Annotated in this window: 22 protein-coding genes and 2 pseudogenes; 9 read left to right on the forward strand and 15 right to left on the reverse strand. The window is 51.6% G+C overall.

Features of this window, described 5'->3' with window-relative positions; genetic code table 11:
* Nucleotides 1-148 precede the first annotated feature (148 nt).
* From EL645_RS18325 to EL645_RS18350, 6 genes and pseudogenes are all read left to right on the forward strand, one after another.
* A pseudogene (locus EL645_RS18325) lies at nucleotides 149-933 on the forward strand (ABC transporter ATP-binding protein).
* Complete coding sequence (locus EL645_RS18330) at nucleotides 930-2,012, forward strand: ABC transporter permease (RefSeq protein ID WP_126551837.1); 1,083 nt, start codon at nucleotides 930-932, stop codon at nucleotides 2,010-2,012. Before EL645_RS18325 ends, EL645_RS18330 begins: the two are co-directional and overlap by 4 nt.
* Nucleotides 2,009-4,120 carry an FtsX-like permease family protein gene (locus EL645_RS18335; RefSeq protein WP_161977460.1) on the forward strand — a complete coding sequence of 704 codons (2,112 nt, stop codon included), beginning with the start codon at nucleotides 2,009-2,011 and terminating at the stop codon, nucleotides 4,118-4,120. Before EL645_RS18330 ends, EL645_RS18335 begins: the two co-directional genes overlap by 4 nt.
* Nucleotides 4,121-4,154: 34 nt before the next feature.
* Nucleotides 4,155-4,709 carry a hypothetical protein gene (locus EL645_RS18340; protein WP_126551839.1) on the forward strand — a complete coding sequence of 185 codons (555 nt, stop codon included), beginning with the start codon at nucleotides 4,155-4,157 and terminating at the stop codon, nucleotides 4,707-4,709.
* A gap of 108 nt (nucleotides 4,710-4,817) precedes the next feature.
* Entirely contained in the window at nucleotides 4,818-6,389 is a 1,572-nt protein-coding gene (locus tag EL645_RS18345) for a HAMP domain-containing sensor histidine kinase (RefSeq protein ID WP_126551840.1), read from the forward strand.
* Complete coding sequence (locus EL645_RS18350) at nucleotides 6,386-7,069, forward strand: response regulator (RefSeq protein WP_126551841.1); 684 nt, start codon at nucleotides 6,386-6,388, stop codon at nucleotides 7,067-7,069. Before EL645_RS18345 ends, EL645_RS18350 begins: the two co-directional genes overlap by 4 nt.
* Before the next feature lie 62 nt (nucleotides 7,070-7,131).
* On the opposite strand, the gene EL645_RS18355 is transcribed toward EL645_RS18350, so the two are convergent.
* Nucleotides 7,132-7,890 (reverse strand): sensory rhodopsin transducer, encoded by a 759-nt coding sequence (locus EL645_RS18355; protein ID WP_161977461.1) that lies wholly within the window; start codon nucleotides 7,888-7,890, stop codon nucleotides 7,132-7,134.
* Nucleotides 7,883-8,710 carry a sensory rhodopsin transducer gene (locus EL645_RS18360; RefSeq protein WP_126551843.1) on the reverse strand — a complete coding sequence of 276 codons (828 nt, stop codon included), beginning with the start codon at nucleotides 8,708-8,710 and terminating at the stop codon, nucleotides 7,883-7,885. Before EL645_RS18360 ends, EL645_RS18355 begins: the two co-directional genes overlap by 8 nt.
* Nucleotides 8,711-8,828: 118 nt before the next feature.
* Between EL645_RS18360 and EL645_RS18365 the strand changes: the two genes are divergently transcribed.
* On the forward strand, nucleotides 8,829-9,680 hold the full coding sequence (locus EL645_RS18365) for an AraC family transcriptional regulator (RefSeq protein ID WP_126551844.1): 852 nt from the start codon (nucleotides 8,829-8,831) through the stop codon (nucleotides 9,678-9,680).
* A gap of 17 nt (nucleotides 9,681-9,697) precedes the next feature.
* Here EL645_RS18365 and EL645_RS18370 read toward each other — a convergent pair whose 3' ends face one another.
* The 9 genes from EL645_RS18370 to EL645_RS18400 all read right to left on the reverse strand — a co-directional run bounded on the left by EL645_RS18370 (nucleotide 9,698) and on the right by EL645_RS18400 (nucleotide 16,800).
* Nucleotides 9,698-10,513: a hypothetical protein gene (locus EL645_RS18370; protein ID WP_126551845.1), complete on the reverse strand. Its 816-nt coding sequence runs from the start codon at nucleotides 10,511-10,513 to the stop codon at nucleotides 9,698-9,700.
* Complete coding sequence (locus EL645_RS18375; protein ID WP_126551846.1) at nucleotides 10,492-11,064, reverse strand: hypothetical protein; 573 nt, start codon at nucleotides 11,062-11,064, stop codon at nucleotides 10,492-10,494. Before EL645_RS18375 ends, EL645_RS18370 begins: the two co-directional genes overlap by 22 nt.
* Nucleotides 11,065-11,066: 2 nt before the next feature.
* Entirely contained in the window at nucleotides 11,067-12,047 is a 981-nt protein-coding gene (locus EL645_RS18380) for a GNAT family N-acetyltransferase (RefSeq protein WP_126551847.1), read from the reverse strand.
* Nucleotides 12,048-12,296: 249 nt separating this feature from the next.
* Complete coding sequence (locus EL645_RS39365; RefSeq protein ID WP_161977462.1) at nucleotides 12,297-13,100, reverse strand: carbonic anhydrase; 804 nt, start codon at nucleotides 13,098-13,100, stop codon at nucleotides 12,297-12,299.
* A gap of 163 nt (nucleotides 13,101-13,263) precedes the next feature.
* Complete coding sequence (locus EL645_RS44305) at nucleotides 13,264-13,398, reverse strand: hypothetical protein (RefSeq protein WP_281276324.1); 135 nt, start codon at nucleotides 13,396-13,398, stop codon at nucleotides 13,264-13,266.
* Nucleotides 13,395-13,874: a DUF6230 family protein gene (locus tag EL645_RS18385; RefSeq protein ID WP_246035401.1), complete on the reverse strand. Its 480-nt coding sequence runs from the start codon at nucleotides 13,872-13,874 to the stop codon at nucleotides 13,395-13,397. The genes EL645_RS44305 and EL645_RS18385 overlap by 4 nt, the downstream gene beginning before the upstream one ends.
* Nucleotides 13,875-13,907: 33 nt before the next feature.
* Complete coding sequence (locus EL645_RS18390) at nucleotides 13,908-14,516, reverse strand: DUF6114 domain-containing protein (protein WP_126551848.1); 609 nt, start codon at nucleotides 14,514-14,516, stop codon at nucleotides 13,908-13,910.
* 357 nt (nucleotides 14,517-14,873) lie between these two features.
* On the reverse strand, nucleotides 14,874-15,455 hold the full coding sequence (locus EL645_RS18395) for a TetR/AcrR family transcriptional regulator (RefSeq protein WP_126551849.1): 582 nt from the start codon (nucleotides 15,453-15,455) through the stop codon (nucleotides 14,874-14,876).
* 289 nt (nucleotides 15,456-15,744) lie between these two features.
* Nucleotides 15,745-16,800: an LLM class flavin-dependent oxidoreductase gene (locus tag EL645_RS18400; protein ID WP_126551850.1), complete on the reverse strand. Its 1,056-nt coding sequence runs from the start codon at nucleotides 16,798-16,800 to the stop codon at nucleotides 15,745-15,747.
* A gap of 600 nt (nucleotides 16,801-17,400) precedes the next feature.
* On the opposite strand from EL645_RS18400, the gene EL645_RS18405 reads away from it, so the two are divergent.
* Nucleotides 17,401-18,195, forward strand: a complete 795-nt coding sequence (locus tag EL645_RS18405) for an NACHT domain-containing protein (protein WP_161977463.1) — start codon at nucleotides 17,401-17,403, stop codon at nucleotides 18,193-18,195.
* 38 nt (nucleotides 18,196-18,233) lie between these two features.
* On the opposite strand, the pseudogene EL645_RS18410 reads toward EL645_RS18405, so the two are convergent.
* Nucleotides 18,234-19,276, reverse strand: a pseudogene (locus tag EL645_RS18410) (aldo/keto reductase).
* A gap of 292 nt (nucleotides 19,277-19,568) precedes the next feature.
* Complete coding sequence (locus tag EL645_RS18415) at nucleotides 19,569-20,792, reverse strand: ankyrin repeat domain-containing protein (RefSeq protein WP_161977464.1); 1,224 nt, start codon at nucleotides 20,790-20,792, stop codon at nucleotides 19,569-19,571.
* A gap of 441 nt (nucleotides 20,793-21,233) precedes the next feature.
* Here EL645_RS18415 and EL645_RS18420 point away from each other — a divergent pair, with 441 nt between their 5' ends.
* Nucleotides 21,234-22,202 (forward strand): alpha/beta hydrolase, encoded by a 969-nt coding sequence (locus EL645_RS18420; RefSeq protein WP_126551853.1) that lies wholly within the window; start codon nucleotides 21,234-21,236, stop codon nucleotides 22,200-22,202.
* A 21-nt stretch (nucleotides 22,203-22,223) separates the two neighbouring features.
* Here the strand turns inward: EL645_RS18420 and EL645_RS42780 are convergent, their stop codons facing one another.
* The gene (locus EL645_RS42780) at nucleotides 22,224-23,273 is read right to left on the reverse strand and encodes a peptidase domain-containing ABC transporter (protein WP_246035402.1); all 1,050 of its coding nucleotides are present in this window, start codon (nucleotides 23,271-23,273) and stop codon (nucleotides 22,224-22,226) included.
* Complete coding sequence (locus EL645_RS42785) at nucleotides 23,270-24,802, reverse strand: peptidase domain-containing ABC transporter (protein WP_246035403.1); 1,533 nt, start codon at nucleotides 24,800-24,802, stop codon at nucleotides 23,270-23,272. The genes EL645_RS42780 and EL645_RS42785 overlap by 4 nt, the downstream gene beginning before the upstream one ends.
* Between the last annotated feature and the right edge of the window lie 3 nt (nucleotides 24,803-24,805).

The raw sequence follows: 24,805 nt of genomic DNA on the forward strand, positions 1-24,805 counted from the left end.
AATCTCAGTCTAGAGGTGGAGTGCAGAATCCTTCTGTAGACCGATGTACCTCGTGTCGTTCTCAGGCATACTCGTATGGGACAGGAAGAGCATGTAAGCTCACTGGTATCAGATACTATTGTCCATCCATAAAGGAGTGACCTTGAGCATGCAATATCTACCTTCAGCACAACAACTTCCACCTGAGAAAGATCCAGCAACGATTATCGAGGCTATAAACGTTTGCAAGGAGTATGCAACTGGTACATTGAATGTGCAGGCACTCAGAGGCATAAACTTGCTGATTGCGCGCGGCGAGGTGGTGGCGATTATGGGTCCCAGCGGTTGTGGCAAGACGACACTGCTCAATTGTCTGAGTAGCCTGGACGCTGTCACATCTGGCACAATTCGAATTGTTGGACACGATATCCGTAGCCTCTCAGACCGAGAATTGACGGATTTCCGCGCTCGCGAGATGGGTTTTGTCTTTCAGACATATAATTTGTTGCCGGTACTCAATGGGCTGGAAAATGTTGAATTACCTCTGTTAATCAGTGGCGTTGTCGCCAAAGAAGCCAGGGCACGTGCATGGGAGAGCATTGCTCAGGTCGGACTGACCCGCTGGGCACGGCATCGGCCTGCCGAGATGAGCGGAGGGCAGCGCCAGCGTTTTGCCATCGCGCGTGCCCTGGCGACAGCGCCCTCGATTGTGTGGGCCGATGAACCAACCGGGCACTGGATAGCACGACCAGCCAGGAGATCATCGACCTGATGCTACAGCTCAATCGTGAGCATGGATTGGCCTTTGTCTGGGTCACCCACGACCATGAAGTGGCTCACCAGGCTACGCGTCTGATCGAGATGCGCGATGGTTTGATTGAACGCGATTCAGCCCTTGCCTCAGAACAACCTTCGGGTGTTCCGAAACCAGCAGGCAATGGAGGTACGCTATGAGCCTGAGCCTTTTCCCGGCTATTTCACCTACGCAACTTGCGCTGACCCTGGCTGTAGTTACCGCAGGAGTTCTACTCCTGCTGCCAGGACTGGCTCTCAGCAATCCGTTGCTCTTGCGCATGGGTTTGCGCAACACTGTGCGCAGGCCCGGTAAAACGATCTTGCTGCTCTGCGGCCTGGCCCTTGCAACAGCGGTGATAACCGCCTCATTTGGTTTGCAAGACAGTTTTGCCAGCTCGGCCACAACGCAGCGTGTGGCACACATAGGCGCTGTTGATGAGAGCGTGACGGGTCCCTTTACCCAGGGCCAGATTGATCGAGACCTGGCTCGCATTCGAGCCTTCCCACAGGTACAGGCAGCCAGCGCCAGCGGATTTTATCCGCAAAGCCCGACCGTGACATCACTACGCACCGGTTTTGCGGTTCATGATGTTGATTTCTATGCGTTACCTCCCGATTTCGAGCAGGTCTATGGCCCACTCATCGATGCCAGAGGACAGACAATCCAGATGGTGAACCTGCATGCGGGCGAGGCGCTGGTAAGTGCTTCATTGGTGCAAGGGCTTGGAGCTCAACCTGGTGATCGGGTACAACTCTCCTTTGGAGAGAAGACAGTCACTGTTACGGTGCGTGCACTGCTCTCCAATGATCTCGGGATAACAGCAGGTGAGGCAATCGTTCCTGCCATGCCCCAGATTATTCTGCCACTGGTTGCAGCGCAGCAGATCGATCCAGAGCCGCCCAATACCATCAGCATCAGAAATATTAATGCTGATAACAGCCAGGCGGTGATGCATTTTTTGCAGCAACTCTTGCCGGGTGCTTCTGCCAGTCTGGATGTGCCACATGCCCTGGGTCAGACCACCTTCGATATCTTCAGAATACACCCACTCAAGCCGGATGTTGTGCAGGAGACGCGCACATTGGAAATCAACAAGATCGTGTTCCTCTCACCTATTGGTCAACAGTTTACCTGGTTACCTCCTCTTTTCACCTGCCTGCTCGTGGGTGCCGCAATGCTGTTGCTAGCGTTGCTGATCATTTTGCTCGCGCTGAACGGCGGATGGAATTGGGGATGAGCCGTGCACTGGGCTTACGACGCTCCCACCTCGTGCAATTGTTGCTCTTCGAAGGCTGCAGCTATGGCATACTTGCAGCACTGCTGGGCGTGCTGTCAGGCGTAGGGGTGACCTCGCTGGAACTGGCTTTATTTACCCTCTTGCCCAGGCTAGGAGTGGGTGTGGCTGCCAACAGTGTGCCAGTTCCCGTATTGGAATCTGGTGCCCTCCATCTATGGATAAGCTGGCAGAGCCTGCTCACATCCTGGTGCCTGGGGGTACTTGCGACTGTGTTGACAGTGTTGATTGTCGCGTTCTGGATTAGCCGTGCCAATATCGTTGCAGCCATGCGCGATCTGGACGATGTTGTCGTTGCGCGTCCAGCGTTGGCGAAACTCTGGCGCATGTTGTGGTCACCTGGTTCTACGCCTGATGACGCATCTGTGCCAGAGACGCCTGAGCGACGATTAGCACGAGTGCTAGAGGCGTTACTTGGATTGCTTTGGGGCGCCTTCGTGCGTGGGCCGCTTTGCTTACTAATGGGTCTGTTCTTATTTGTGCTCGTCGACACTTCTGCAAGCGGCTGGGGACGCCTGCTCGTTGATACCTTCCTGTTGACCGGTGGCGCATTATTGGTTGGTTGGCTCCTCTCTTCGATGCGCCACACTTCTGCGCCGTTAGCTCGACGTTTGAGCTTTAGCTTGATTGGCGTTGGCTGGCTTACCCTCGGCACGCTCCAGGGTAACGCCTTCATCGGGCTCTTCCAGCCTGTTGTAGCCTTCAATGGTACTCCTTCAGGCATGGATCTTCTCTTGAGCATGCTACTACCTATTGGAGGCGCTGTAGTTCTGGGAATGACTAATCTAGATTTGCTAGCGGTATTGTTCTCTGGAGGGTTGCGGCGTGTGCGTGGCTTTGCGCCAATCAGCCGCACCGGCGTAGCCTATCCGCTAGCCTCTCGTTTGCGCACAGGGATAACTGTTGCGTTACTCAGCCTGATTATGTTCCTGGTCCTGCTATTAGTAACCACCAATCTGGGAGCCATTCAAGAAGCAGAGGCCGCGACCGGGTCTGGGGGATTTCAACTGCAGGCAACAACCTATGGTTCCCAGATTATGCGCTACCCCACCTTAGCTACGCAGTTGCAGAACCTGCAAGCAGGTCGTGCGCTTCGACAAGACTTTACAGCCGTGGGCTTGATCCGCTTGATGTACGATTTTCCCCAGGTTGGGCAGGTTCAATCGCTGCGCTTAAACCTGGATGGCGGACAATTGATCTATCCGCAGAATAAACCATCCCAGGTCGCTGATGACGTGTTTCTGACGAGCACAAACTTACCCTTGTATGCACGAGCCAGCGGCTTCCACTCTGATCAGCAGGTGTGGGATGCGTTGCGTACCCACAATGACTTTGTGTTGCTCCAGTACGATCCCCATATCGTGGGCCTGCCTGCCGCCTCTGGTTTCACACCTTTCACGGCAGAAATTCCTGATAGTGCTGCGCCCTCGGCTCACTTTCACCAGGCTACAGTCATTGGCCTGATGCCAGCCAATGCGCCCTGGCGGGTCCTGCTTTCTATCAACACTGCACGCAGGATTGCTCAGCCTCCGTACATCGCGTTTCTCAGTACATATCTCTTCCGTCTCCAACCGGGTGCGAATGAGGCACGAGCCGCCCAGGATCTAAATGGCTTTCTGGATGCCAGTAGTCGGGGTATTACAGTTCAATCACTTGATCAAGGCAGCAGCAACCAGGTAACGGGAGTGCTCACCCTCCTACTGGGAAGCGATCTGGCCCTGGGCCTACTCTTTGGTGCATTGGCAATCAGCGTGATTACCAGCCGCGCGGTGGTGGAACGACGTCAGCAGATTGGCATGCTGCGTGCATTAGGTTTCACCAGATCACTGGTCTGGCGCTCATTTCTGCTTGAAGCCTGCTTTGTGATCGCTACAGGCTTGTTAATTGGCGCCACCCTGGCCCTTTTTCTCGCATACCAGATTGCGCGTGCGACCTACCAGGACTTCCCCTGCCACTGGGGCAGTCTCGTTGATTTTGCTGAGCGCATTCCTGGCTGCATTTGCTTGTACTGTCTTGCCCGCGCGCCAGGCTGCACGCCTGTATCCAGCTGAAGCGTTACGCTATGAATAAAAGGAGGATCACCCAATGCATGATACCAGAAACACTCCTGAAAACGATTCACCAGCGGCATATGCAGGGCAGCAACCGCTGGACAAACGACTCGAACGCAAGAAGCGCGGGCATATAGCTGCGCTGTTCTTCCTGTTCTGCGGCAGCCTGGTTATCCTTGGTGGGGGAGGTGTGTTGATCTGGCAATTGACCTCACACAACGATACTTCCGCCATATATAACATCCCTGCAGGCAAATCCAGCGCGGCAGCTAAACAACCTGCTGGCTGTACTGGTGCCCGTCAACCACTCGATGTGATCCAGCAGCAGACAGCTAGAGGCATGCATTTGACTGTCGCGCAGATACAGGCACGTGTACTGGCGGGCAAAACGATCGCGCAGATCGCTACCCAACAGGGCCTGACGAAAACTCAGTTGCGCAATGTAGAGGTTCAGGCCCTACAATATGCCAATAACCATTGGCTTAGTATGGGTTGCATTACCCAACAGGATGTTCAGGCTAATATGCAGCGCGACACCGGGTCAACCGTCTATATGGATGAAGAATTTACGAGTTGGTTTAAAGGATAGTCAGTGGACGCATCCAAATGTAAGCTGGGAAACGGAGCTTGCGTTCGGGGGTGTATTGATGTTATTTGTTCATCAATACTCAATCTGGAGAAACAAGGAGAGAAGTAAATGTATTGCCTGTTTCGGCCACTCCATAAATTACAGTGGCAACTTTCCTTATCCTACATTCTGGTCGTTGTGATAGCCATTCCAATTCTGCTTGGCGTGGCGCTGGCCTTGTTTGCTCTCTCTCCCTCGCTTCCTCCAGCGCAACAACTGGCGCAACTGCTGACGCGCCAGGTTGCCCCCCAGATACCACATCCAATCACCAGTCAGCATACGAGCACCCTTAATTCCTGGTTGGTGAATTTCGTACAGAGCCAGCAGGCAGCGAAACCCGGCCAATCTCGAGGCGTGACACAATTGAACGCGACAGAGACTGATGCTGTAATGATTATTGAGCCAACAGGTCAGCTGGCTGCCTCGGTTCCCATCATGCCGGCCAGCTTCGCGACAGGTAATCCAGCCAGGCTCACGCTTTTTATGCACAAAATCCAAATTAATGTTCAGGATGCGCAACAGGTCATCCAGGCAGCTTTTGCCAATGAACAGGATCTCGCAAAGCTTGTCACCACGCAGGTTGATGGACAAACACTTGTGGCAGTCCCTATCCTGGATCATCAGCAGAGCGTGAGCGGTGTACTCTTTGTTGCTGCACGCGGCCTGAGTAATATCTCTGGTCCGCTGGGCAACCTCTTCCCATGGTTACCCCAGGGAGGATCATCGCAACTCTCGCCACTATTACCCTATGCGCTCTTGCTCATTCTTGTTGTAAGCGTGATTGGTACAATCGTTGGTATGTTTACCGCTCAGCGGATTACCCGGCGTTTGCGAGAAATCACGTCAGCCGCTCACGCCTGGAGCAATGGTGATTTTCAGATTCATATAGCTGATCGCTCGCCCGATGAACTGGGCCAACTTGCTCAGGATCTCAACCACATGGCCCTACAAGTGCAGCAGTTGTTGCATACGCGGCAGCAGCTGGCGTCATTGGAAGAACGCCAGCGTGTGGCGCGCGACCTGCACGACTCTGTGAAGCAGCAGGCGTTCGCACTAACCCTGCTAATCGGTGCAGCCCAATCGCGGCTACCAGATGATATTGCTGCAGCGCAAGGATCGCTGAGCAAAGCCGGAGAATTAGCGGACCAGATGCGCCAGGAGTTGAAGACCGTTCTTCAGCAGTTGCGCCCTGGAGCATTAGTTGGGCAAAGTTTACAGGCTGCGTTGCGCGACTCTATCTGCCAGTGGTCACAACAAACCTGTGTTGCGTGCGATTTTCAGGTGTCGGAGGCACCTGAGTTATCGCTGCTACGTCCCGAAATCGAGGAAGCGCTTTTCCGTGTGGCCCAGGAAGCAGTGGCTAATGCAGCGCGCCATAGTCAGGCCAGTCAGATCCGGGTACAATTAGAGCAAGTAGCAGAGCATGTATGCCTGCATATTTCTGATAATGGCAAAGGTTTCGCAGTCAAGCAGGTAGCAAATAGTGGACATGGTCTCGCCAATATGCGCGAGCGCCTGGAAGCGTATGGAGGCACACTTCACATCCGCAGTGCTCCAGGTGAGACGGTCGTGACTGGTTGTATCCCGTTCGCTCAAGCAACGCAACCACAAAGGAACGAGAGAAAGCGAGAATATGTATGAGTGAACTGATTACCATTCTCCTTGTAGATGATCACGCCCTGGTGCGCGAAGGTGCGAGAGCCTTTCTGGAGGCTCAACCGAACTTTGTCGTGGTCGGAAGTGTCGGTTCTGGTGGCGAGGCTGTTCTGCTAGCCGCTGACCTGGCTCCCGATGTCGTATTGATGGATCTTGTGATGCCAGGGATGGATGGGATTGAGGCCACGCGCCTTCTGAAACTGCGCAGCCCGCGCTCGCAGGTAATTGTTCTTACTTCCTACCACGATGATGAGCATATCTTTCCTGCCATTCGCGCAGGCGCGCTCTCCTATCTTCTCAAAGACGTTCTATTGTCTGAACTAGCCAGTGCGGTACACAAAGCCGCAGCTGGTGAATCGATGATGAATCCTCATGTGGCAGCGCGTATCGCCCAGGAATTAGAGAGCCTTCCGAAAACTGATGGTGCTCAATATGCTCAGTTGAGTGAACGCGAGCAGGAAGTTCTGCACCTCATTGCTGAAGGCTTTCCCAATAGCGAAATTGCTCGTCGGCTGGTCATCAGCGAGAAAACCGTGAAAAGTCATGTCAGCAATATTTTGAGCAAGCTCCATCTACTGGATCGAACTCAGGCTGCTGTCTTTGCCTGGCGTGAGGGAGTAATCTCACGTTTGCCGCACCAGCGCGAGAGCCATCCACCTGCCTAGAAGAAAATTATCTTCATCCCCTGGCCTCTCGGAGGGTTGGACAAGGGTGACGTTCTCATTCTTCACGTGTTCAAGACTACACCTAGTGTAGATAGGATAGATCTGGTTGCAGGATGTGCCCCTTTCTCTAATCCTCGCCGCGTCTGTTGCACGACAACTGGCTCCTGCGCTTCAATTTTTAGCGCAAAAGGCACGCCCTTTGGTAACTCTGCCAGCTCTTCTAATTTACAGAGTAGTACCCTCTGTGCAGGCAGCTCCTTCTGGAACTGGATTTTTCGATCTGGAAGATAGATCGTTCCAAGAAGGGATGTCGCGTCGTCGTTAGGATTTAACACCTGAATCCATTCTTGAAAGACCAGTGGGTGTTCCTCGGAGTCAGTGACCAGGCCGTCCGCAATCGCCCAGCTGGTTTCATTTGTTAATGGGCCCTGGTAAGGGGTAACGCCAAACATCGCGCCCGGCAGCGTATCGGTCCAGGGCTCGAATTCGGCTCTGGTAATATGGGGAATGAGGGGTTGTTGGGATTGGATGCGGATGCCGAAGGGAGAATTATAGCCGCCAGTGAGATCGCTATATTTTCGTTCAAAGATGGGAAATAGCCTGGAACTTCTGGCCGGGACAAGAAAAGTGGTATCGACCGGTTCCTGGGCGCTGAAATAAAAACGGAGTTGAACTTCTTGTCCTACAGGGGTGGGATTCCCAAGAAAGAAGAGCTCCCAGCCCTCCGAAGAGGTAAACCAGTTATCATCCTGGTCGGCCGGTAAATTGCCTACCGCGTAAATATATCCACCAGGATAATACCATTCCGTCAGATTATGCATCTTGCCCCCCTGAAAAAGCACTTTCTGAACCACCACATGGTGTGCCGATGACGGTCCAGGTCCCATGAATAGCCGTATCAAACTGCTTATAGGCCCTGCGCGTTTTCTGAGCAATAATCGGCACACTCGATCTCAGCCAGCTTGAAAAATCCACACTTTTCTCATGTATTCCGCCACCGGTCACACTTCCTCTAAATTGAACTTCTGCCAGTTCCCATAAACGCAGCGGGATCACCCGTTCCGCAGGAATAGTGATGTGGGCCTCGCGCTCAAATTCTACCCTTTCACCTGTGGCATACGAGCCAAAGAACTTCAAGCAGACATCAGCAGCTTCCTGATTGGGATTACTAATGCTGAGTGTCTCATGTTCATACCAGCTGCGCTTATCATTCGTTCCCATCCAGGTATCGGTAAAGTACCAGGCGGTCTCTTTCTTGCCTAGAGGCCCGGCATACAGGGTCACTGTCTCCATATCATTAGGCACTTGCGCAAATGGGCTGAAATCGCTGGTTGTATGTTGGGCGACAATGGGTAGATCCGCCTCAACTTTTAGCGCATAATGGGTATTGTGAAGGAGCATCAGCGGCTCATGAAGATGGATCTGGCGCAGTTGTTCTGCTTCAAGTGTAAAAGGCCCTTTTGTGATTGGCTCCAACTCCACAAAATAGCATGTCAGCAGCACACTTGTTGCCTTCTCCGGATGTGGATTAAAAAGGCTCAGCGTGGCCGCGCTATTCAAGAGCCTGCCTTCTAAGCGTTTCCCTTCACAAAAATCAAACAATATTCCCTCGGAACAGTAGTAAGCATACTTTCCTTCCATATTCTTGCTCCTCTATTGACTTTGGATACCAATAAGTATACAGTTAGCTCTACTTTTTCAATATTTCTATCTTGCTTACTTGTATTGATATCTTGCTCTTTTTAAGGAGGAAAAGTGTGTGAGGGATCATGTGACTTTTTTACCTCTGGTGAGCCAGCATGTACAGGAAAATCTGCTCTACTGCTCCATCGCAGGCTTCGCGAAAACCTCTCCCGACGAACGACTTTTCCGCAGTAATGTGCATAGCTATGAAATTTTTTATGTGACGGAGGGAAAAGGAAAACTCTTTGTAGAAAGTGAGCCTTATGTGTTTACGAAGGGCGATCTGGTGCTGCTAAATCTTCAGGCTCGCCATGGCTATTGCGCCGACGAGCTTGAGCCTTATGAATTTTTCTATCTGAATTTTCAGTGTCACGACATGGTTCAACTGCCAGGAAGCTGGCTTCAGCAGCAAAATCCTGTTATTCTGCAAGCGGAGCCAGGGCTCATCGTGCCGCTATTCACGAAGATTCTGGCGTATATTGAACAGCAGTTACCAGGCTGGGAAGCACAAGTTTCAGCATTGATCTATTTTCTCCTTATGCAATTTTATGGTTTTCTATTTGCTAATGCTGGAAGGGAGCTGCCACAACCTGCCTGGATTGCGCTGGTAAAACAGTGGGTCGAACAACATCTGGAGCGGAGGATGACGGTAGAGGAGCTCGCAAACATCGCAAATATTAGTACATACCACTTCATTCGCGAATTCAAAAGACATGTCCATATAACGCCCTTAGAGTATGTGATCTCGCGCAGAGTCACCAGGGCAAAATACCTGCTGATGAAATCTGACCAGAGCATAGAGCAGATTGGGCGGCTGGTGGGTTTCCCTAGCCAATACTCGATGATTCACAATTTCAAGCGTCTGGAAGGGAAAACACCATCGGCTTTTCGCAAATCGATCCAGGGGGTAGAGCCAGGAAAAAGCTAGCCTTGAGCAAGCGGCGGTTACGATTGCTTTGTGCCACTGGTCATCTTATCATCTATATCTCGCAGCACGGCATGCACACAATGCACTATTTTTATGGCCGCCTCTGTCTTATGCATTGCCTTTATCAGGGGCGCAAATGCCTCGTTCCAGCTATATAGATCATGTCGATACTGCTGTACTGTGTCAGCGGGCAAACGATCCAGGTAGATTGGTGGACCAGCCTCCTCACCAATCAGCGGCTCAAAATCAAATTCGCCTGACACTGGCTCTATCCTGGAAAAATAGTCTGTTTCAGCCTGTAAAAACAGCTGTACCAACTCCTCTCGTACCCCTGAACTACGTGGCGCGAACATATCTTCCACGACCAGTGCAAGGCCCTCTTTCGTACTCATTGTTGGTTGTGTGAGTATCGTTCCTACAAATTTTGTCATCATTTCATATTGCGGATTTACCAGTGGACCAGCAAAAAACTCAAACGCGCTCCCTCCATCCTCTGCCAGGGATGCAATCCGGCTGCGGCTTAACTCCGCGTGTGGCAAGAACCAGCGCTGGCGGCCCCAGCGTTGTGGGGGAACCATGATAGTCCCTCCCAGTGAACCAAAGCTACTGTCCAGGGCCTGGATAATCTGCTTGCGGAGCGGCCTGGGGCTCGCGATAGATTGGTCTGTTACATCCGTAATATAGTCCAATGGGCCGCTCATCTTGCGCAGATAGGGGATATCCGTTTCCTGGCGAAACGACATGCCCCAGCCGCTCACCGCGATTGTCATCGTCGGCCATTTGGCCCGAATGTACGCCCCAAACTCAGCAATTATGGCCGCATGGTACTCCATCTCTCCCATCTCTTGGCAGTGCTTACAAGCACATCTCCCCTGATCGGCGGACTGTATCTCAAAGCCATCAAGGGGAACTCGCCCATAAAATCGATAACCTTGCGTTGCCATACTTTAGAATGCTCCGTGTTGTAGCACATGGCCACCCCATTATTGGCGACAAAACTGCCCCAGCAAAATCTGCCCTCATCCCTGGCAACTTCTGGATGCACCCGAATAATCTCCTCAAAACCCCAGCTATATAGACCTAATCCTCCCAGTACACGAATTCCCTGCGCATGGGCCATCTCAAGTAGTTTATGAATAGCTCGCTTGCGCTCTTCGCTGATGGAGTGTTCGATGTCTGGCTCCCAACTATGGCTAATAAACAGACCCCAGATAGCTACCGTATCAAATCCCCATTGTTTGAGGATTGGAAATAGCTCTCGATAATCACGTAAGGTCTGCTCATCAAGGTCGATAATCGGCCAGCGCTTTCCTTTGCGTGCGATCGTCGAGATATCATTGATCCAGCCCAGGAGTACCCGGTGCCGGAATGGAGTATCAACCATACTTATACCTCTTTCTGTGAAGCTGGAGCTGTTTTTGGTACCTGGTATCCATATCCCAGTAGCAGTTCTTTCTCCACAAACCCCCAGGCATAATAGGTATGGAGAGCGGCTGTATTATCTTGCGTTGTCGCTACCGTTGCCTCCCTGGCTCCTGCCGCATACATTCTGTTTAAGGCTGCGGCTACCAGAGTTTTCCCGATGCCTCGTCGTTGAAAGTGTGGGTTTACTGATAGGCTGGCGATCGATCCCACCAGGTGGCCCCTTTTGCTCCGTAGGTCTGGTAGCAGGGCCCAGAGCAATTGCCCTACCTGTTCACCATCGATCAAGGCGTGAATCTGTTGAGGTTGCAGCCCATACCATGACTCTTTTTGCCATGCAGATCTAAATACCAGCGCTTCATCCCTCAGATCAAGAGACTGGTTCACCAATGAAAAAGGAACCTCTGCATCCAACATTCTGCTAAGAAAGATGGAATGTTGCTGTAATTGAAATCCCTTCTGCACCAGTCTGACAATGACATGGGGTAGATTGGTCGCAAGCACGGGTTCTGTCCCCATATAGATGCCCTTATAAAAAGGATAGCCAGCAAAGCTGGACCAGCCCAGGATCTCACGTGCTCCTTGTGCCTGTAAATAAGTCAATCCTTGTTCCAGTAACGCATTTCCCAGCACAACATCCTCCGGCGGAAAAAGAAGTAGCCGGATATTCCCCCGCGTTCCATCCAGGGCCTGATCTTTCTCTCTAGGAGGGCCGAATGTACCATGGAACAGACCCAGCGCGCGATCTCCGCGATAGCCGATCAGCAAGCTTTGAGGATCAAAATAGGCTTTGTTGGACACACGCTCTTCAAATAGCGCTGCTGTCATTTCCGCTACATAAGGAAAGGACGAGGTAAGATCCTGAAAAACGCGCACAACGGCCGCTTTTTGCGCTGGCGTATATGCCTCTATCCGCAGAGGCAGGGGTGTACGTGGGAGTATCATATTTCTCTCTTTCTTGCCTGGCGGGATTGCTTATGATGGACTTGTATTGATAGAGATAACTATAGTGTCAAAAACATTGTTTTTGTTTTTGTATCTTGCTCAATTGTATTGAAAAGTTGCTGTCCTGCTTCCTCATCCGCACAGTACATTACGGCCAGGCGGTCACATAGTAGTTGAGTTGAGGGCTTCCCTCGATAGACTGGCAAGGGTAAGAAGAGTCTCCTCACAATTGTGAAGGGACTCTTCTTGCTAGGAAGAGGATGTGCACCAGCAAATCAAGAACAGGCAGCGGCATTTTTTATGTGGCGGTGTTGGCGTGGGCGTTGCGACTGGTGTAGGGCCGGGCGCAGGAGTTGCGGTTGGCGTTGGTGTTACCTTCTGAGACGGAGTCGCGGTTGATGTCGCGCTCGGGGTCGTGGTTGGCGTTGGTGCGTCAGATGGTGGTACGGCTGTGATGTTGGGAAGATTAGTGGTAATTGCCAGGTGAAAGCCAGCGGCAGCGAAGGTATCAGTATTCAGAGAGTGATCCACTGTTAGATTCACGTTCTTCATCACCAATTGTCCCACGGTACCGCCCGTAGCGAGTACAAGCAAGTCGGCTTTATTCGCGAAACTCTTGAGCGCGGTACCCACATCTTTGAACAAACTGGTTTTAATCGCCACCCCCGTCGCTGTGACTGTACCATTTGACGAGAGTAGGAGTGCCGTACTATAGAATGGATGGCTTAAGCTAAATCCGCTCATTGTGGCCGCTGTAAAAGTGAGCGTGGGATAGAGTGGATCAGACAATAAATTTAAATGCGCGTTTGTCCCGATGATTTCGCTTGCTTCCAATGTATAATTGCCCGCAGCCTCGAAGCCATGCGTTGCGCTATTTGCCGTATAGTGCACTTTGGTACCAGAGGTCGCGAAAGCACTCAGCGCGTTCTGAGCTTTTAACGGCTGTGCGTAAGCCACAACAGGATTTATAACCAGGAGTAGCCCCTCGATGATCAAGCCCAGCATGAGGATGGGGATACATAATCGTATAACACGATGTCGTACAGAATACACATCATCTCCTTCTCTTCTCGCAGCGGGATTGTTCCTATCATTGATAATAAAGAAAGCAGCCCCGCTGAACAATATAGCTTATCTAGCTAGTAAGAGCATCTATCCAGGCTGAAGAACCGGGAGCCTGTGCAGGTAGGCCCCCGGCGGGATATGACGTATCCTTTTACTTGACCGAGAGCGTCAACCCTGGCAAGGTCATACTGTTGGCAATCATGTAGGGCGCATTGATGGTGACATTGTTCAAGGTAGCGGCCTGTGCATCGATCTCAAAGGCGTTCCCATTGGCATTACTGCTCACAGCCTGTCCCCGAAGGTGGCCGAATCAGAGGAGAGGCCCGCCAGGTCGGTCGTAAGACCAGTCGTGGAGACTGACGTATTTTGCCCCGCCTTCAAGGTGACGGTAACATTGCCAATAACTGGCATCGAAACCGTCTTGGTAATCACCAGATTAGAGAGCGTGCCGTCAAGCTGGTTCACGGCGACCGGGGATGTACTATCAGCCTGGGAGATTCCTGGATAGAGGCGAAACCTCGTCGTTTTGATCGATGATGCCGTCACCGTTACAGGGACAGGTACTGCCGCCGCCATGGCAATCGCCCCTTTGCTGATAAGAGTGGTGATGCCACTGAGCAACAACAGGGCTACCAGCATTACCGTCCAAAATATTGACCTATTGACTGTTCCGATGGCTGGATTTTGTTCAGGTTGCTTGTGCTCTTCGTCGTGAAGAGTTGGACTGTTCAGGCTTTCCTCCATGAAATGTTCCTGTTCCATAAAAATTTGCACCTGCTTTCAAATAAGGGTGGATTAACGGGATCGAAGAAAGGGTAGCTTGATGGGTGATGGATGTTTGTAGTGGGAACGACTTCGAGAGCGAGAAACGGGCTGCCAGGCAATTCCCATCGCTCCGCCGATGATGCCCAGTAACATACCGATACCAAAGCCACCGGCAGCAACGAAGAGCGACACAAGTGAGAGGACAACGGCAATTGCCCCGACCACCAGTGCGTTGGAAGGTGCCAGTAACTGGATGAGGCCCATAACCAGGAGCAGACCACCAACCAGTATTCCAGCCCAGATATTACTACCTGGCAATAGCGCGAATGGAAGCAATGCGACAGGGCCCCAGAGCACCAGCAGGCCCGCGATCATTATGAGGATCGCGCCCGCGAATGGGCGTGTTTTGCGCCAGAGGCGAAAGCGTGACCATTGTCGCCAGTCGTCCTTCTGTTCCGGACTCTTCTTTGATTGCTTAAACCGCTGAAGACGAAAAGTCACCCATCCCTGGGTCGCTGCCAGTTGTTTCCCCATCCACTGCGCCCGCTCTTTTAAGATATTGGTGCCGGCTGTTTTTCCTCCAGCACTGGCTTCCGTGGCCTGAACCTCAACGATAGTTGAATCATCATGATTAGCCATCGCAAGAGCCTCCTTTGCTCTATACTGAGATCCTACCTTCTTTCTCATGGTAGGCTACAAGCCTTGATCCTTACTTGCCGTTTTTTGCTTGATACTGCGCGCCACAACACATGTATAGCCTGTCAGTAAGCGCATATTCAATTAAATACAGTTGGAACAATCATATGCATGCAACTAACTGACTGACTCTCAATCAATGTACTTATATACAAAAATAAAGGATAGCTGTTGCACTTGTCAAGTGAAGGCGAAAAGAATAGCAAAAATGGTGGAAAATCAAAGCTGAGCGAATACATGTAGAGAAGAGTAAGGCAAGAATTTATGCTTGTCAGGATAATATTTGTTTCAGCTCCACCTTCAAGCCAGACCAAGCGCCTGACGAACAAATTGGGCTGTGCCTGCAATATACTGCTCTACCGGACGCGTTGTGTGATAAAGGTAGCATTGGAGGTTAGCATAGTAGACAGATCCCACGATGAGTTCTGCCGCGATACCAGGATCAATGGAGCTTGTAATCGTCCCTCGTTCCTGCTCATAGCGCAGCAGGTCGGCAATCAGGTGATGGTAGGGCGCAAAGACAACCTCATTATCCGAAGCAGAATCGACGAGCCGCGCGAGGGCCAGCACATCTCGATAATTGCTTAAGATGCTGAATATCTCTTCAATGCTTCTCTCTATCTTATAATCAACGGATGCGGGCGCCGTGAACACGTTGGTAAGTGCCGCCTGGACCTCATTCTGCATCTCTATAGTGAGAGTCTTAACGATCGAGGCTTTAGAAGGGAAGTACCAGTAAAACGTTCCCTGAGCGACACCAGCTTTGGCTACGATTGCTGAAACGGTAGTGGCTTCATAGCCTTTCTCGGCCATAATTTCCCGGGAGACTTTTAAAAGTTCGGCGCGTCGGTCGACTTTAGGAGGCTTCGCGTTCTGGTGCATACGTTGTTTATCCTGGCTGCATAGAAGTTTTTGAATAGCTTTTTCTAGCATAACACATCAGGATCACAAAGTACATTATTCTAATAGAGGATTTCCCGTGGCGCTATAAAAGTCTGATTTTTCCGGCTCCTGGACAGTCTGGGGATCAGGCACAAACTCCAATCAGTGGTCTATGGCCGGGTATTATTGCCAATAAAGAATGCCGGGCGTCACTGTTTTCACATAACTGCCTCGGATCTACTTTCAGAAAGTGGACCCGAGGCAGTTGTACTTTGCTTATGTGTGTCCATCAAAGGTCAGGCGGGAACAGAGGTTTGGCCGGTTTCACGACGGATGATGGGGCAACTTTGGTGCCGAACAATTCTATCGAGTGCATGATCTTGTCGTGGGGCATAGCTCCGAGGCTTGATTGCATCAAGAAGCGCTGGTGCCCAAAGATTTTGTGTTGATAAAGGATCTTTTCAATGACTTCCTCGGGACTGCCAACCAGCAGCGCGCCGCGTAGCGAACGGGATGCATCGAAGTTCCCTCGACTGAAGCCGGACCAGCCGCGCTCCCGGCCCAGTTTATTCATCATTGATGCGTAATCCGGGAAGAATTCGTCGGCTGCCTGTTGGGAGGTGTCAGCGACATAGCCATGCGAGTTGATCCCCACTGGTAGGATTGCTGGATCATGTCCGGCCTGCTGGCTGGCCTGACGGTAGAGTTTGATCAAAGGAGCGAAGCGGGCAGGCTCACCTCCAATGATCGCGAGGGCAAGTGGCAGGCCAAGCGTGCCCGCACGCACCACCGAGGCGGGCGTACCGCCGACTGCGACCCAGACCGGCAAAGGGCTCTGGATAGGGCGAGGATACACACCGAGATCATCGAGGGTGGGCCGTAACTGTCCCGACCATGTGACGCGCTCTGATTCGCGGAGACGAAGTAGGAGATCGAGCTTCTCGGCGAACAACGGCTCGTAATCGTCGAGGTCATAGCCGAAGAGCGGGAACGACTCGATAAATGAGCCACGGCCAGCCATGATCTCTGCGCGTCCACCGGATAGCAGATCCAGGGTCGCGAAATTCTGGAATACGCGCACCGGATCATCAGAGCTCAAGACGGTGACCGCGCTCGTCAGGCGGATCTTTCGCGTACGTTCGGCCGCCGCTGCCAGGACTACCGCGGGCGCCGAGACGGCATATTCAGGGCGATGGTGTTCCCCAACCCCGAAAACATCCAGGCCAACCTGGTCGGCCAGTTCAATCTCCTCGATAAGGTTGCGCAGACGCTGTGCAGGACTGATTCTCTCACCCGTATGTGGGGAAGGCGCCATATCTGCGAATGTATAGATACCCAGTTCCATTAATGGACTCCTTGCAAGGTCGATATTTGATGGAAGCGCGCACAGGTCCGGTTCTGTCAGCGTACGCTGGCGGTATAGTCGTAGCGGCGCCACTTTTTTACTAATTATTTGTATGTAGCTTACAATAAGATTGTACGCTCTAAGATGAGCATCCGTCAAGTCAGGTGCGCGCTATCCAGGGCTTTTTAATGTTCGTCCAGAGATCACGAGCAAGCGATACGATGAACCTTCTTTCAGGTGTGGAGTGTGCGTGGTAGGCGGCCGCGGCCGCCTACCACGCACACTACCAACCCGTGCCAAAGAGGAACATTAAAAAGCCCTGTGCGCTATCAGGCGCTATCAAAATGATAAGCTTAATACGTTTTAAGTTAAAAGCTATCTAATAATGAGATTTGCTCATGATTAGTTGATAGTACGTGACGTCTATTTTACTGGTATGCTGATTGGGGAATACCAGCAAGTAACATAAATCTTACCTGCTGGTATTTTTATTGTAAAAGATGTTAAATTTGGCCAAGATTATGTATAATAGGCTTGAATTTAATGGGTAGGATATAAAATGTAATGATGATGCTAAGGGCAAAAAGAAGAAAACGTGTATTGGAGCAAATACATGATACCTGGATTAAGGGTGCACTAGAACCTTCCCTGACTAATATTTCCTATATTCATATATCGTTATTATCCTGGACGATGGCGGATGCGCTGAAGTCAGCTCAGCAGGTGCCTATCTCAAGCTCGGATCTGGTTAATGCGTATCATGCAAGCGGTCATCGCTTTATTATTCTTGGTGATGAGGGTGCAGGAAAAACGACTTTGTTATTGGAAATGTTGCGCGGCCTGTTGCTGCAGGCTGAGCAGGATGAGCAAGCACCGATTCCTGTGATGTTCCACCTTGCATCCTGGACCACAAAATGCCAGCCTCTGGAGAAGTGGTTAGATGAAGAATGGAAGACACTGTATCCCACGGGTAAGTTTAATGCGGGGGAATTCCTTGTTCTACTCGATGGCTTCGATACTATACGTGAGGAGCTCCAGTGCATCTGTTATCAGGCTATCAACGCCTATCAAAATCTTTATCCTCACATCCCACTCGTGCTTTGTTGCCGCAACATGGACTACGAGCGTTTCCAGGAACCAGTAAAACCACATAGCGTTGTCCAGCTTCAGCTATTAAGCGCTGATCAGATCGATGCATATATATCAAGTACTCCATGTGGCCAGGTTGCTGTGAGAAAACTCCTGGATGCTGATCCTGAGTTATATGCACTGCTGCATCGCCCCTTGCCGTTGGCGATGCTAACGGCTCTCTATCAAGAATCTACGCCGGTTGCTATCACTGGCAAGCAACCAGCAATACAAGTAAGCACAAAAACACCCGTGAGGGCCACATAAAATTGACCCTCACGGGTGTTTTTGTGTTGTTTCTCTTCTTAACGGTCTTTATAAAATGGGACCGCTAGCGGGTTGCGCTCGGCAAAGGGGCGCTGATGCCAGTATGGATAGATGGTAGGGATCTCGCTGGCCTTGTCGAGTTTTGTGACCTGCTCGGCTGTAAGGTTCCAGTCAACCGCACCAAGATTGTGCTTGAGCTGTTCTTCGTTGCGAGCGCCGACGATGACGCTGGCGACTGTGGGACGTTGCAGTAACCAGTTCAAGGCGATCTGAGCCACCGACTTGCCCGTCTCCTCAGCTATTTCGTCGAGTGCATCCACGATCTCGTACAACTTCTCGTCGGAGATACGAGATCCTTCAGAGCCAATCTGTTTTACACGACTGCCCTCGGGGGCTGGCTGGTTGCGGCGGATCTTTCCTGAAAGGACACCAGAGGCCAGTGGACTCCAGACGATAGTGCCGACCTTCTGATCGAGCGCGAGCGGCATCAGTTCCCATTCATACTCACGTCCGGCCAGAGAGTAAAAAGCCTGGTGGGCCACGTAACGTGTCCAACCGTAGTTCTGCGCTGTAGCTAGAGACTTCATCAGGTGCCAGCCAGAGAAATTGGAGCAGGCGATATAGCGTACCTTGCCACTCTGGACCAGTGTATCGAGTGTCCGCAACGTCTCTTCGACAGGTGTAAGTGCATCGAAGCCATGCATCGTATAGATATCGATATGATCTGTCTTCAAGCGGCGCAGGCTGTCCTCACAGGACTTGATCAGGTGATGGCGCGAGGAACCCAGTTCGTTCGGTCCATCGTCCATGCGGAAAGTTGCCTTCGTCGAGATAAGCAACTGGTCCCGCCGTCCTGCGATGGCCTGCCCAAGAACTTCTTCCGCCAGGCCTTTAGAATAGGCGTCGGCTGTATCGAACAGGTTGACGCCTGCCTCCAGGCAGATATCGACCAGGCGACGTGCCTCATCCACATTAGTATTGCCCCAGGCGCTAAAAAAAGCATTCCCACCGCCAAAGGTAGCCGTCCCAAAGCTAAGGCGGAAACTTTCAGTCCAGAACCACCAAGTTGTCTATATTCCATCGGGTTGCTCCTCTTTTCTACTGTCTACTGCTTACAACAAATATGTGAGCTTGAGAATGAACATCTCCATCATTGTCTCTTTCGTTGGAAGGCCAAAAAACAAAAAGTAGCCCATAGATCATTTCTAATGGGTAGCTTGTTCTTCCTCGTGAAAATGATACTGGATGTGGAGGATGGGTCTCCCCCTGAACCTTTATCTTACAATAAAACGTGGGTTAATTGCTTGTCGGGCTAATAAAAATCTTTCGTCTGTGTGCGATCCCGATTGAGTGCTCACATGCATGCGTTTCATTCACGAGTGAATTTGCAGAAGTCGCTTCATGTTCGCGCCTCGTGCAACCTGCCACGGAGTCAATCCGCCCTTCCCTTTTGCATGAAGATCGGCTCCTCGTGAGATGAGGAAAGCCACCATGTCTGTCTTTCCACACTTGACTGCACGATGCAAAGGTGTATCGCCCAACTTGTCTCGTGCCTCTGCGTCGGCTCCGCAATCCAGTAACGCTTCAGCAACCAAAACGTTTCCCCGGCGCGCTGCCATGTGGAGTGCTGTGCAGTGTTTGAGCTTCTCCTGAGCGTTGACATTGGCACCACTATGGGTCAGGGCACGAACGATTGTGGCTCCCTGCGCTCCATGTAACGCATTGCCGACGAAATACAGCGGAGTGTGTCCCCATTGGTCTCTCGCGTTGGCGTCTGCTCCCAGATGCAGAAGGAGGTCCACAATAGTGAGGCTCCCCTGGCCTGCCACCTCATGTAAGAGCGTGCGGTCGTAGGTGAAACGCTCCTGCACGAGGTCAGGGATGCTAATAAGTGTTTGACGCACATAGTCCAGTAGAGCATGCTGATTGCTGCTGCTCAGGATCGCGAGAAAACTCAGGAATGCTGCGCGGTCCCTGGTAAAGGAAGCCTGCACCATAGGGCTCTCGATCACTGCCAGAACAGCACCGGCGTTTCCCTGGCGCACGGCGGCGACCAGATCCTCCAGCATCTGTTGTGCCTGCCACCGCTCTTCGATGTCTTGCTGAAGGCGAGAGGTTTCCCGTTCATTCTGGCGCTCAACGGGCTGCGGCAGGAGTGAAGGAAACTCATTCGTTGCCTCTGATGGTTGGTTGATGAAAAAGGTTGACGATTGAGCAAAAAACCAGCGTAAGGCACTGCGCATCGGCTCCTTGATATGTATCTCATCAATCGCCAGAACCATATTGGTGAGCCAGGCATCTCTCTCCTTCTGTCCAATGGCAAACCGTAGATGCGCTTCGCGCAGGGAGAGTGACCACCGACGTGACGCATACTCGCATGGTCCACCGAAGAACTGGATGAAGAAGGCAGCAAGTGCCTCGATAGGACACCCTTTGAGGGTTGGTGGATACAACGGACGCAGTATCGGGTCGTGCTCAACGTGAGCATAGAAGGCTACCGCGAGTCTTCGGCAGGTATCCATCCCACCAAGTGCGTGATACAGATCAACACCTTGCGAGTTGGCTTCCTTAGCAGAAAAAACTGACTCAAGATCCATCTTTGCACCCATCCTTTCACTTCGGGAGGAGATCATTTGACTTTATTCTAGCAGAAGAAGTTATCTTTAGATATGCTTCTTTTCCTCCAGGCGACAGACGGGAAAGCGTGTTTTCCCACACCTTGTCGCAGGCCAGGAACTCCAATAGGAAAAATCACCCTCCAGAGGAAGTAAGCGGTGGGCATCACCAGAAGTAAGATAGACCAGGATTTGACGCAGTTTACTATTTATAGATATGCTGAATGACATGCCATATCTTGCGCATTTCCTCGATAAACTGTACAATCTTTAGTGCCATAAAAAGGTTAAGATGTCTTGGGCACGTGTGCGGCAGGCACAATCTCTTCATGCAGCAATGTATCGTGCCTGCTGCGTCCGCTGTATCGGTAATCTTCTTTGACTGCCGGACCCCGATGCTCAGTATGTTGAAAGGAATAGATAATGACGACCAGAGCTCTTGTTGATCCTGAGCTTGCAGCTATACTTGATCAGATCCCCAACGTAGAACTGACTGAAGAAATCGTAAAGCAGGTGCGGGCCAGGGAGCAGACAATGAGATCTCAAAAGCTTTCGAACCTTCCTCCGTTTCCTGACATTGAGGTGATTGAGCGCTTTGTGCCTGGTCCAGAAGGGGCACCCGAGGTGCGGGTACTGGTCTACCTGCCGAGCTCGGTGGAGGCAGCGCGATCTTCCTTGCTCTGGATACATGGGGGTGGATATATTATGGGCACTCCTGAACAGGAAGATCCCCTGGTAAAAAACATAGTGTCAGCCATTGGATGTGTGGCTGTCTCGGTAGACCACCGCTTGCCTCCTGAGACACGCCATCCTGGTCCAGTCGAGGATTGTTATGCCGCCTTGAAGTGGCTGCATATGCATGCGAGCGAACTTGGAGTTGATCCATCTCGCATCGCGATTGGGGGAAGTAGCGCAGGAGGGGGATTGGCCGCTGCGCTTGGCTTGCTCGCTCGTGATCGGGGGGAGATCTCCGTGGCATTCCAACTTCTGATCGCTCCCATGCTCGATGATCGCACCTGTACATTGACAGAACTGCATCCATACACTGGAGAATTTATATGGACTCGTGAAGCCAATCGCTTTGGCTGGACCTCCCTGTTAGGCCAGGAACCAGGCTTGCCCGATGTTTCGCCATACGCGGCGGCGGCACGCGCTGAGCATTTAGAGGGCCTCCCTCCCACATTCATCAATGTCGGAGCCCTGGATCTATTTCTGGAAGAAGATCTGGAGTATGCTCGCCGCCTCACGCGAGCAGGGGTGCCAACGGAGTTCCATATCTATCCCGGAGCCTACCACGGTTTCAGGATGGTCCCGGACGCACAGGTGACCCGGACCGCCGCACGAGATCAGATTGCAGCTTTGAAACGTGCCCTTGGTGATCCTCACCACTAACATGCATGCCAGCAATGCTGTTCAGGCAACTCCAATCTCACCATTTTCCACCTGGATCTCAATTAAACGTGCATAGAAACCACGGCGTTGGAGCAGACGCTTATGGGTGCCCTGCTCCACGATACGCCCTTGATCCAGTACCAGAATGAGATCTGCGTTACGGATCGTACTTAAGCGGTGCGCAATTACGATCTGGGTGCAAGAAAGATTGTTGAGGCTCTGCTCAACCGCCCGCTCGGTCGTAACATCCAGGGCACTGGTGGCCTCGTCGAGCAAGATCAGAGCGGGATGGTTTGCCAGCGCGCGCGCCAATGCCAGACGTTGCCGTTGTCCACCCGAAAAGACACTACCGCCTTCTGACAACAATGTTTCGTAGCCCATCGGCATCTTCTCGATGTCTTCATGGATAGCTGCCGCTTGAGCGGCTCTCATAATCTGCTTCATATCCATATCCGGATTATTGAACGCGATATTTTCACGCACCGATCCACTGAAAATGAACGCTTCCTGCAGGACAACCCCAAACTGGCGTCTTACCTCCTGATAATTGAGTTTCTGCAGCGGTATACCATCATATAGTATCTCGCCTCTGGTCGGGGTTATCAGGCCGATGAGCAATTTGCCCAGCGTGCTCTTGCCTGAGCCTGTTTTGCCGACCAGTGCCACCTTTTGTCCGGGCCGAATACGTACCGCAATATCATTCAAAATAGGTGGCGTATTAGGATCGTACTGAAAGCTTACCTGCCTTAGTTCGAGGCTCCCTCGTAACCTGGGGGGGAGCTGAACCTGCTGGAGGTCTTGTTCCGGGTCGCTCCCAAGCACGTCAGCCAGGCGATCGAAATGCGCATGCGCTATCTGTAGCTTTTGTCCACTGGAAGCCAATGAACTGAGTGGGACCAGAAATGAAACCGCCAGGGTACTGAGCGCTAGCATAGAGCCCACTGACATTGTGCCATTGATTACCTGGGTAGCTCCTATCCAGAGCAGTAGCAGAGGTGATAGGAACTGCAGGATCTCAAACGCAATACCGACGATGGCCTGAAGATAGTTGCGCTGGTTAGAGATATTCATTTCGTCAAAAAGAGGTTTGTCCAGCGAGCCAGCGCTCGCTGTTCCGCTCCGGCTGCCTTCACAGTCGCAATCCCGGCCAGGACCTCATTCAGGTAGCCTTGCGTTTTTCCCTGAGCAATCAGATCGCGCATGGTCAGGTGGCGGATCGCCGAGGCCGTCGTCAACAGTAAGCCTACTTGAAGCGCGCCGATCACCACCGTAACGCCAGCAAATAGTTTCGACTGCACTATCAAGACGATCAGATAGATAATGACAGAAGATCCGTCGAGCAAGGTAGAGATTAGCTGACTTGTTAGCAGGTCGCGGATGGCCGAGTTGCTCTCTGTACGCGCGAGCAGATCACCATTCAGACGCATCTGAAAAAAGCGATAGGATAAACTAAGGAGATGTTCAAGAAAGTGCAGCATCATTTGTGCATCAATACGTGTTTGCAGATAGATAAGCAAAGACACACGTAGTAGTTTCATGACCCCTTGCATCATAATCAGGAAGAGCATGCATATTCCGAGCATGATCAGGAGGTTAGCAGCTTTTGTCGGGATGATGTAGTCTATGATGATTTGCGTCAACAGCGGTGCCCCGAGCCCGAGAATTTGTAGCAAGAGAGAGATGCCAATAATCTGGCTGACAACCCCTTGCATGTTTGGTAGCGTGCGCAGATAGGTCCACAGCGAAAGCGTGCGTGTTGACGCCTGCCGCTCGAAGCTTGCTCCTGGCTCAAGCATGATCAAGATACCTGTAAAGCTCTCTTCAAATTCTGCATATGATAATCTTCTGCGCCCTGTTGCTGGATCAATGATATCGACATGTCTGCCAGAGTAGCGCTCAACAACTACGAAATGATTAAATTCCCAGTGGGCAATGGCTGGCAAGGTAAGGTAGCGGAAATCGTTCTTTTTCAACGAAACGCTGCGTACTCGTAGTCCATATTGGCGAGCAGCCTTAACAATGGCCAGTGCGGTGAGTCCATCGCGGCCCACGCCGCAGCGTTCCTGAACATCCGAAACACTCACGGAACAGCCATAATAATTCAAGATCATCGCCAGGCAACAGGCACCACATTCAACCGCACTCATCTGTCTTAGTTCATGGACACGACGCCAGCGTTTCTTGCGGCGAGGAGAGGATGTAGCTGACGATGATTGTTGTTTGGGTTCCGGTGTTTCAGGTTGGACCAATTGCAGGGTTGAGGAGGCTTGAATTGGTGCTGCTGTTGCCTTCTTTTGAGCTTGCCCCTGTCTTCTCATATCTTGTTGCGCGGCAGGGAATGTACGTGAAATCTCTTTTTTTGTGACAGCCGGTATTGGACGACTGGGCAATGAAAGAAGATGGGGACCAGCGGTTGTGGTCTTATTTGTCTGTTGGCTTTGTTCAGGAAGGGTAGGGTTGGCAGAAAACGACGGGGTCGATGGCTCAGTTTCACGAGAAAAGCTGGGTAACAAAAGTCGAGGAGGCACCTGGGGGTTCTGTTGATTTTTTCGTGCTAAGCCTTTTCCTAAAAATTGTTTCTGCTGTTTCTTTTCCATCATGAA

Source organism: Dictyobacter kobayashii (assembly GCF_003967555.1).
In the GTDB taxonomy this organism is placed as follows: Bacteria; Chloroflexota; Ktedonobacteria; order Ktedonobacterales; family Ktedonobacteraceae; genus Dictyobacter; species Dictyobacter kobayashii.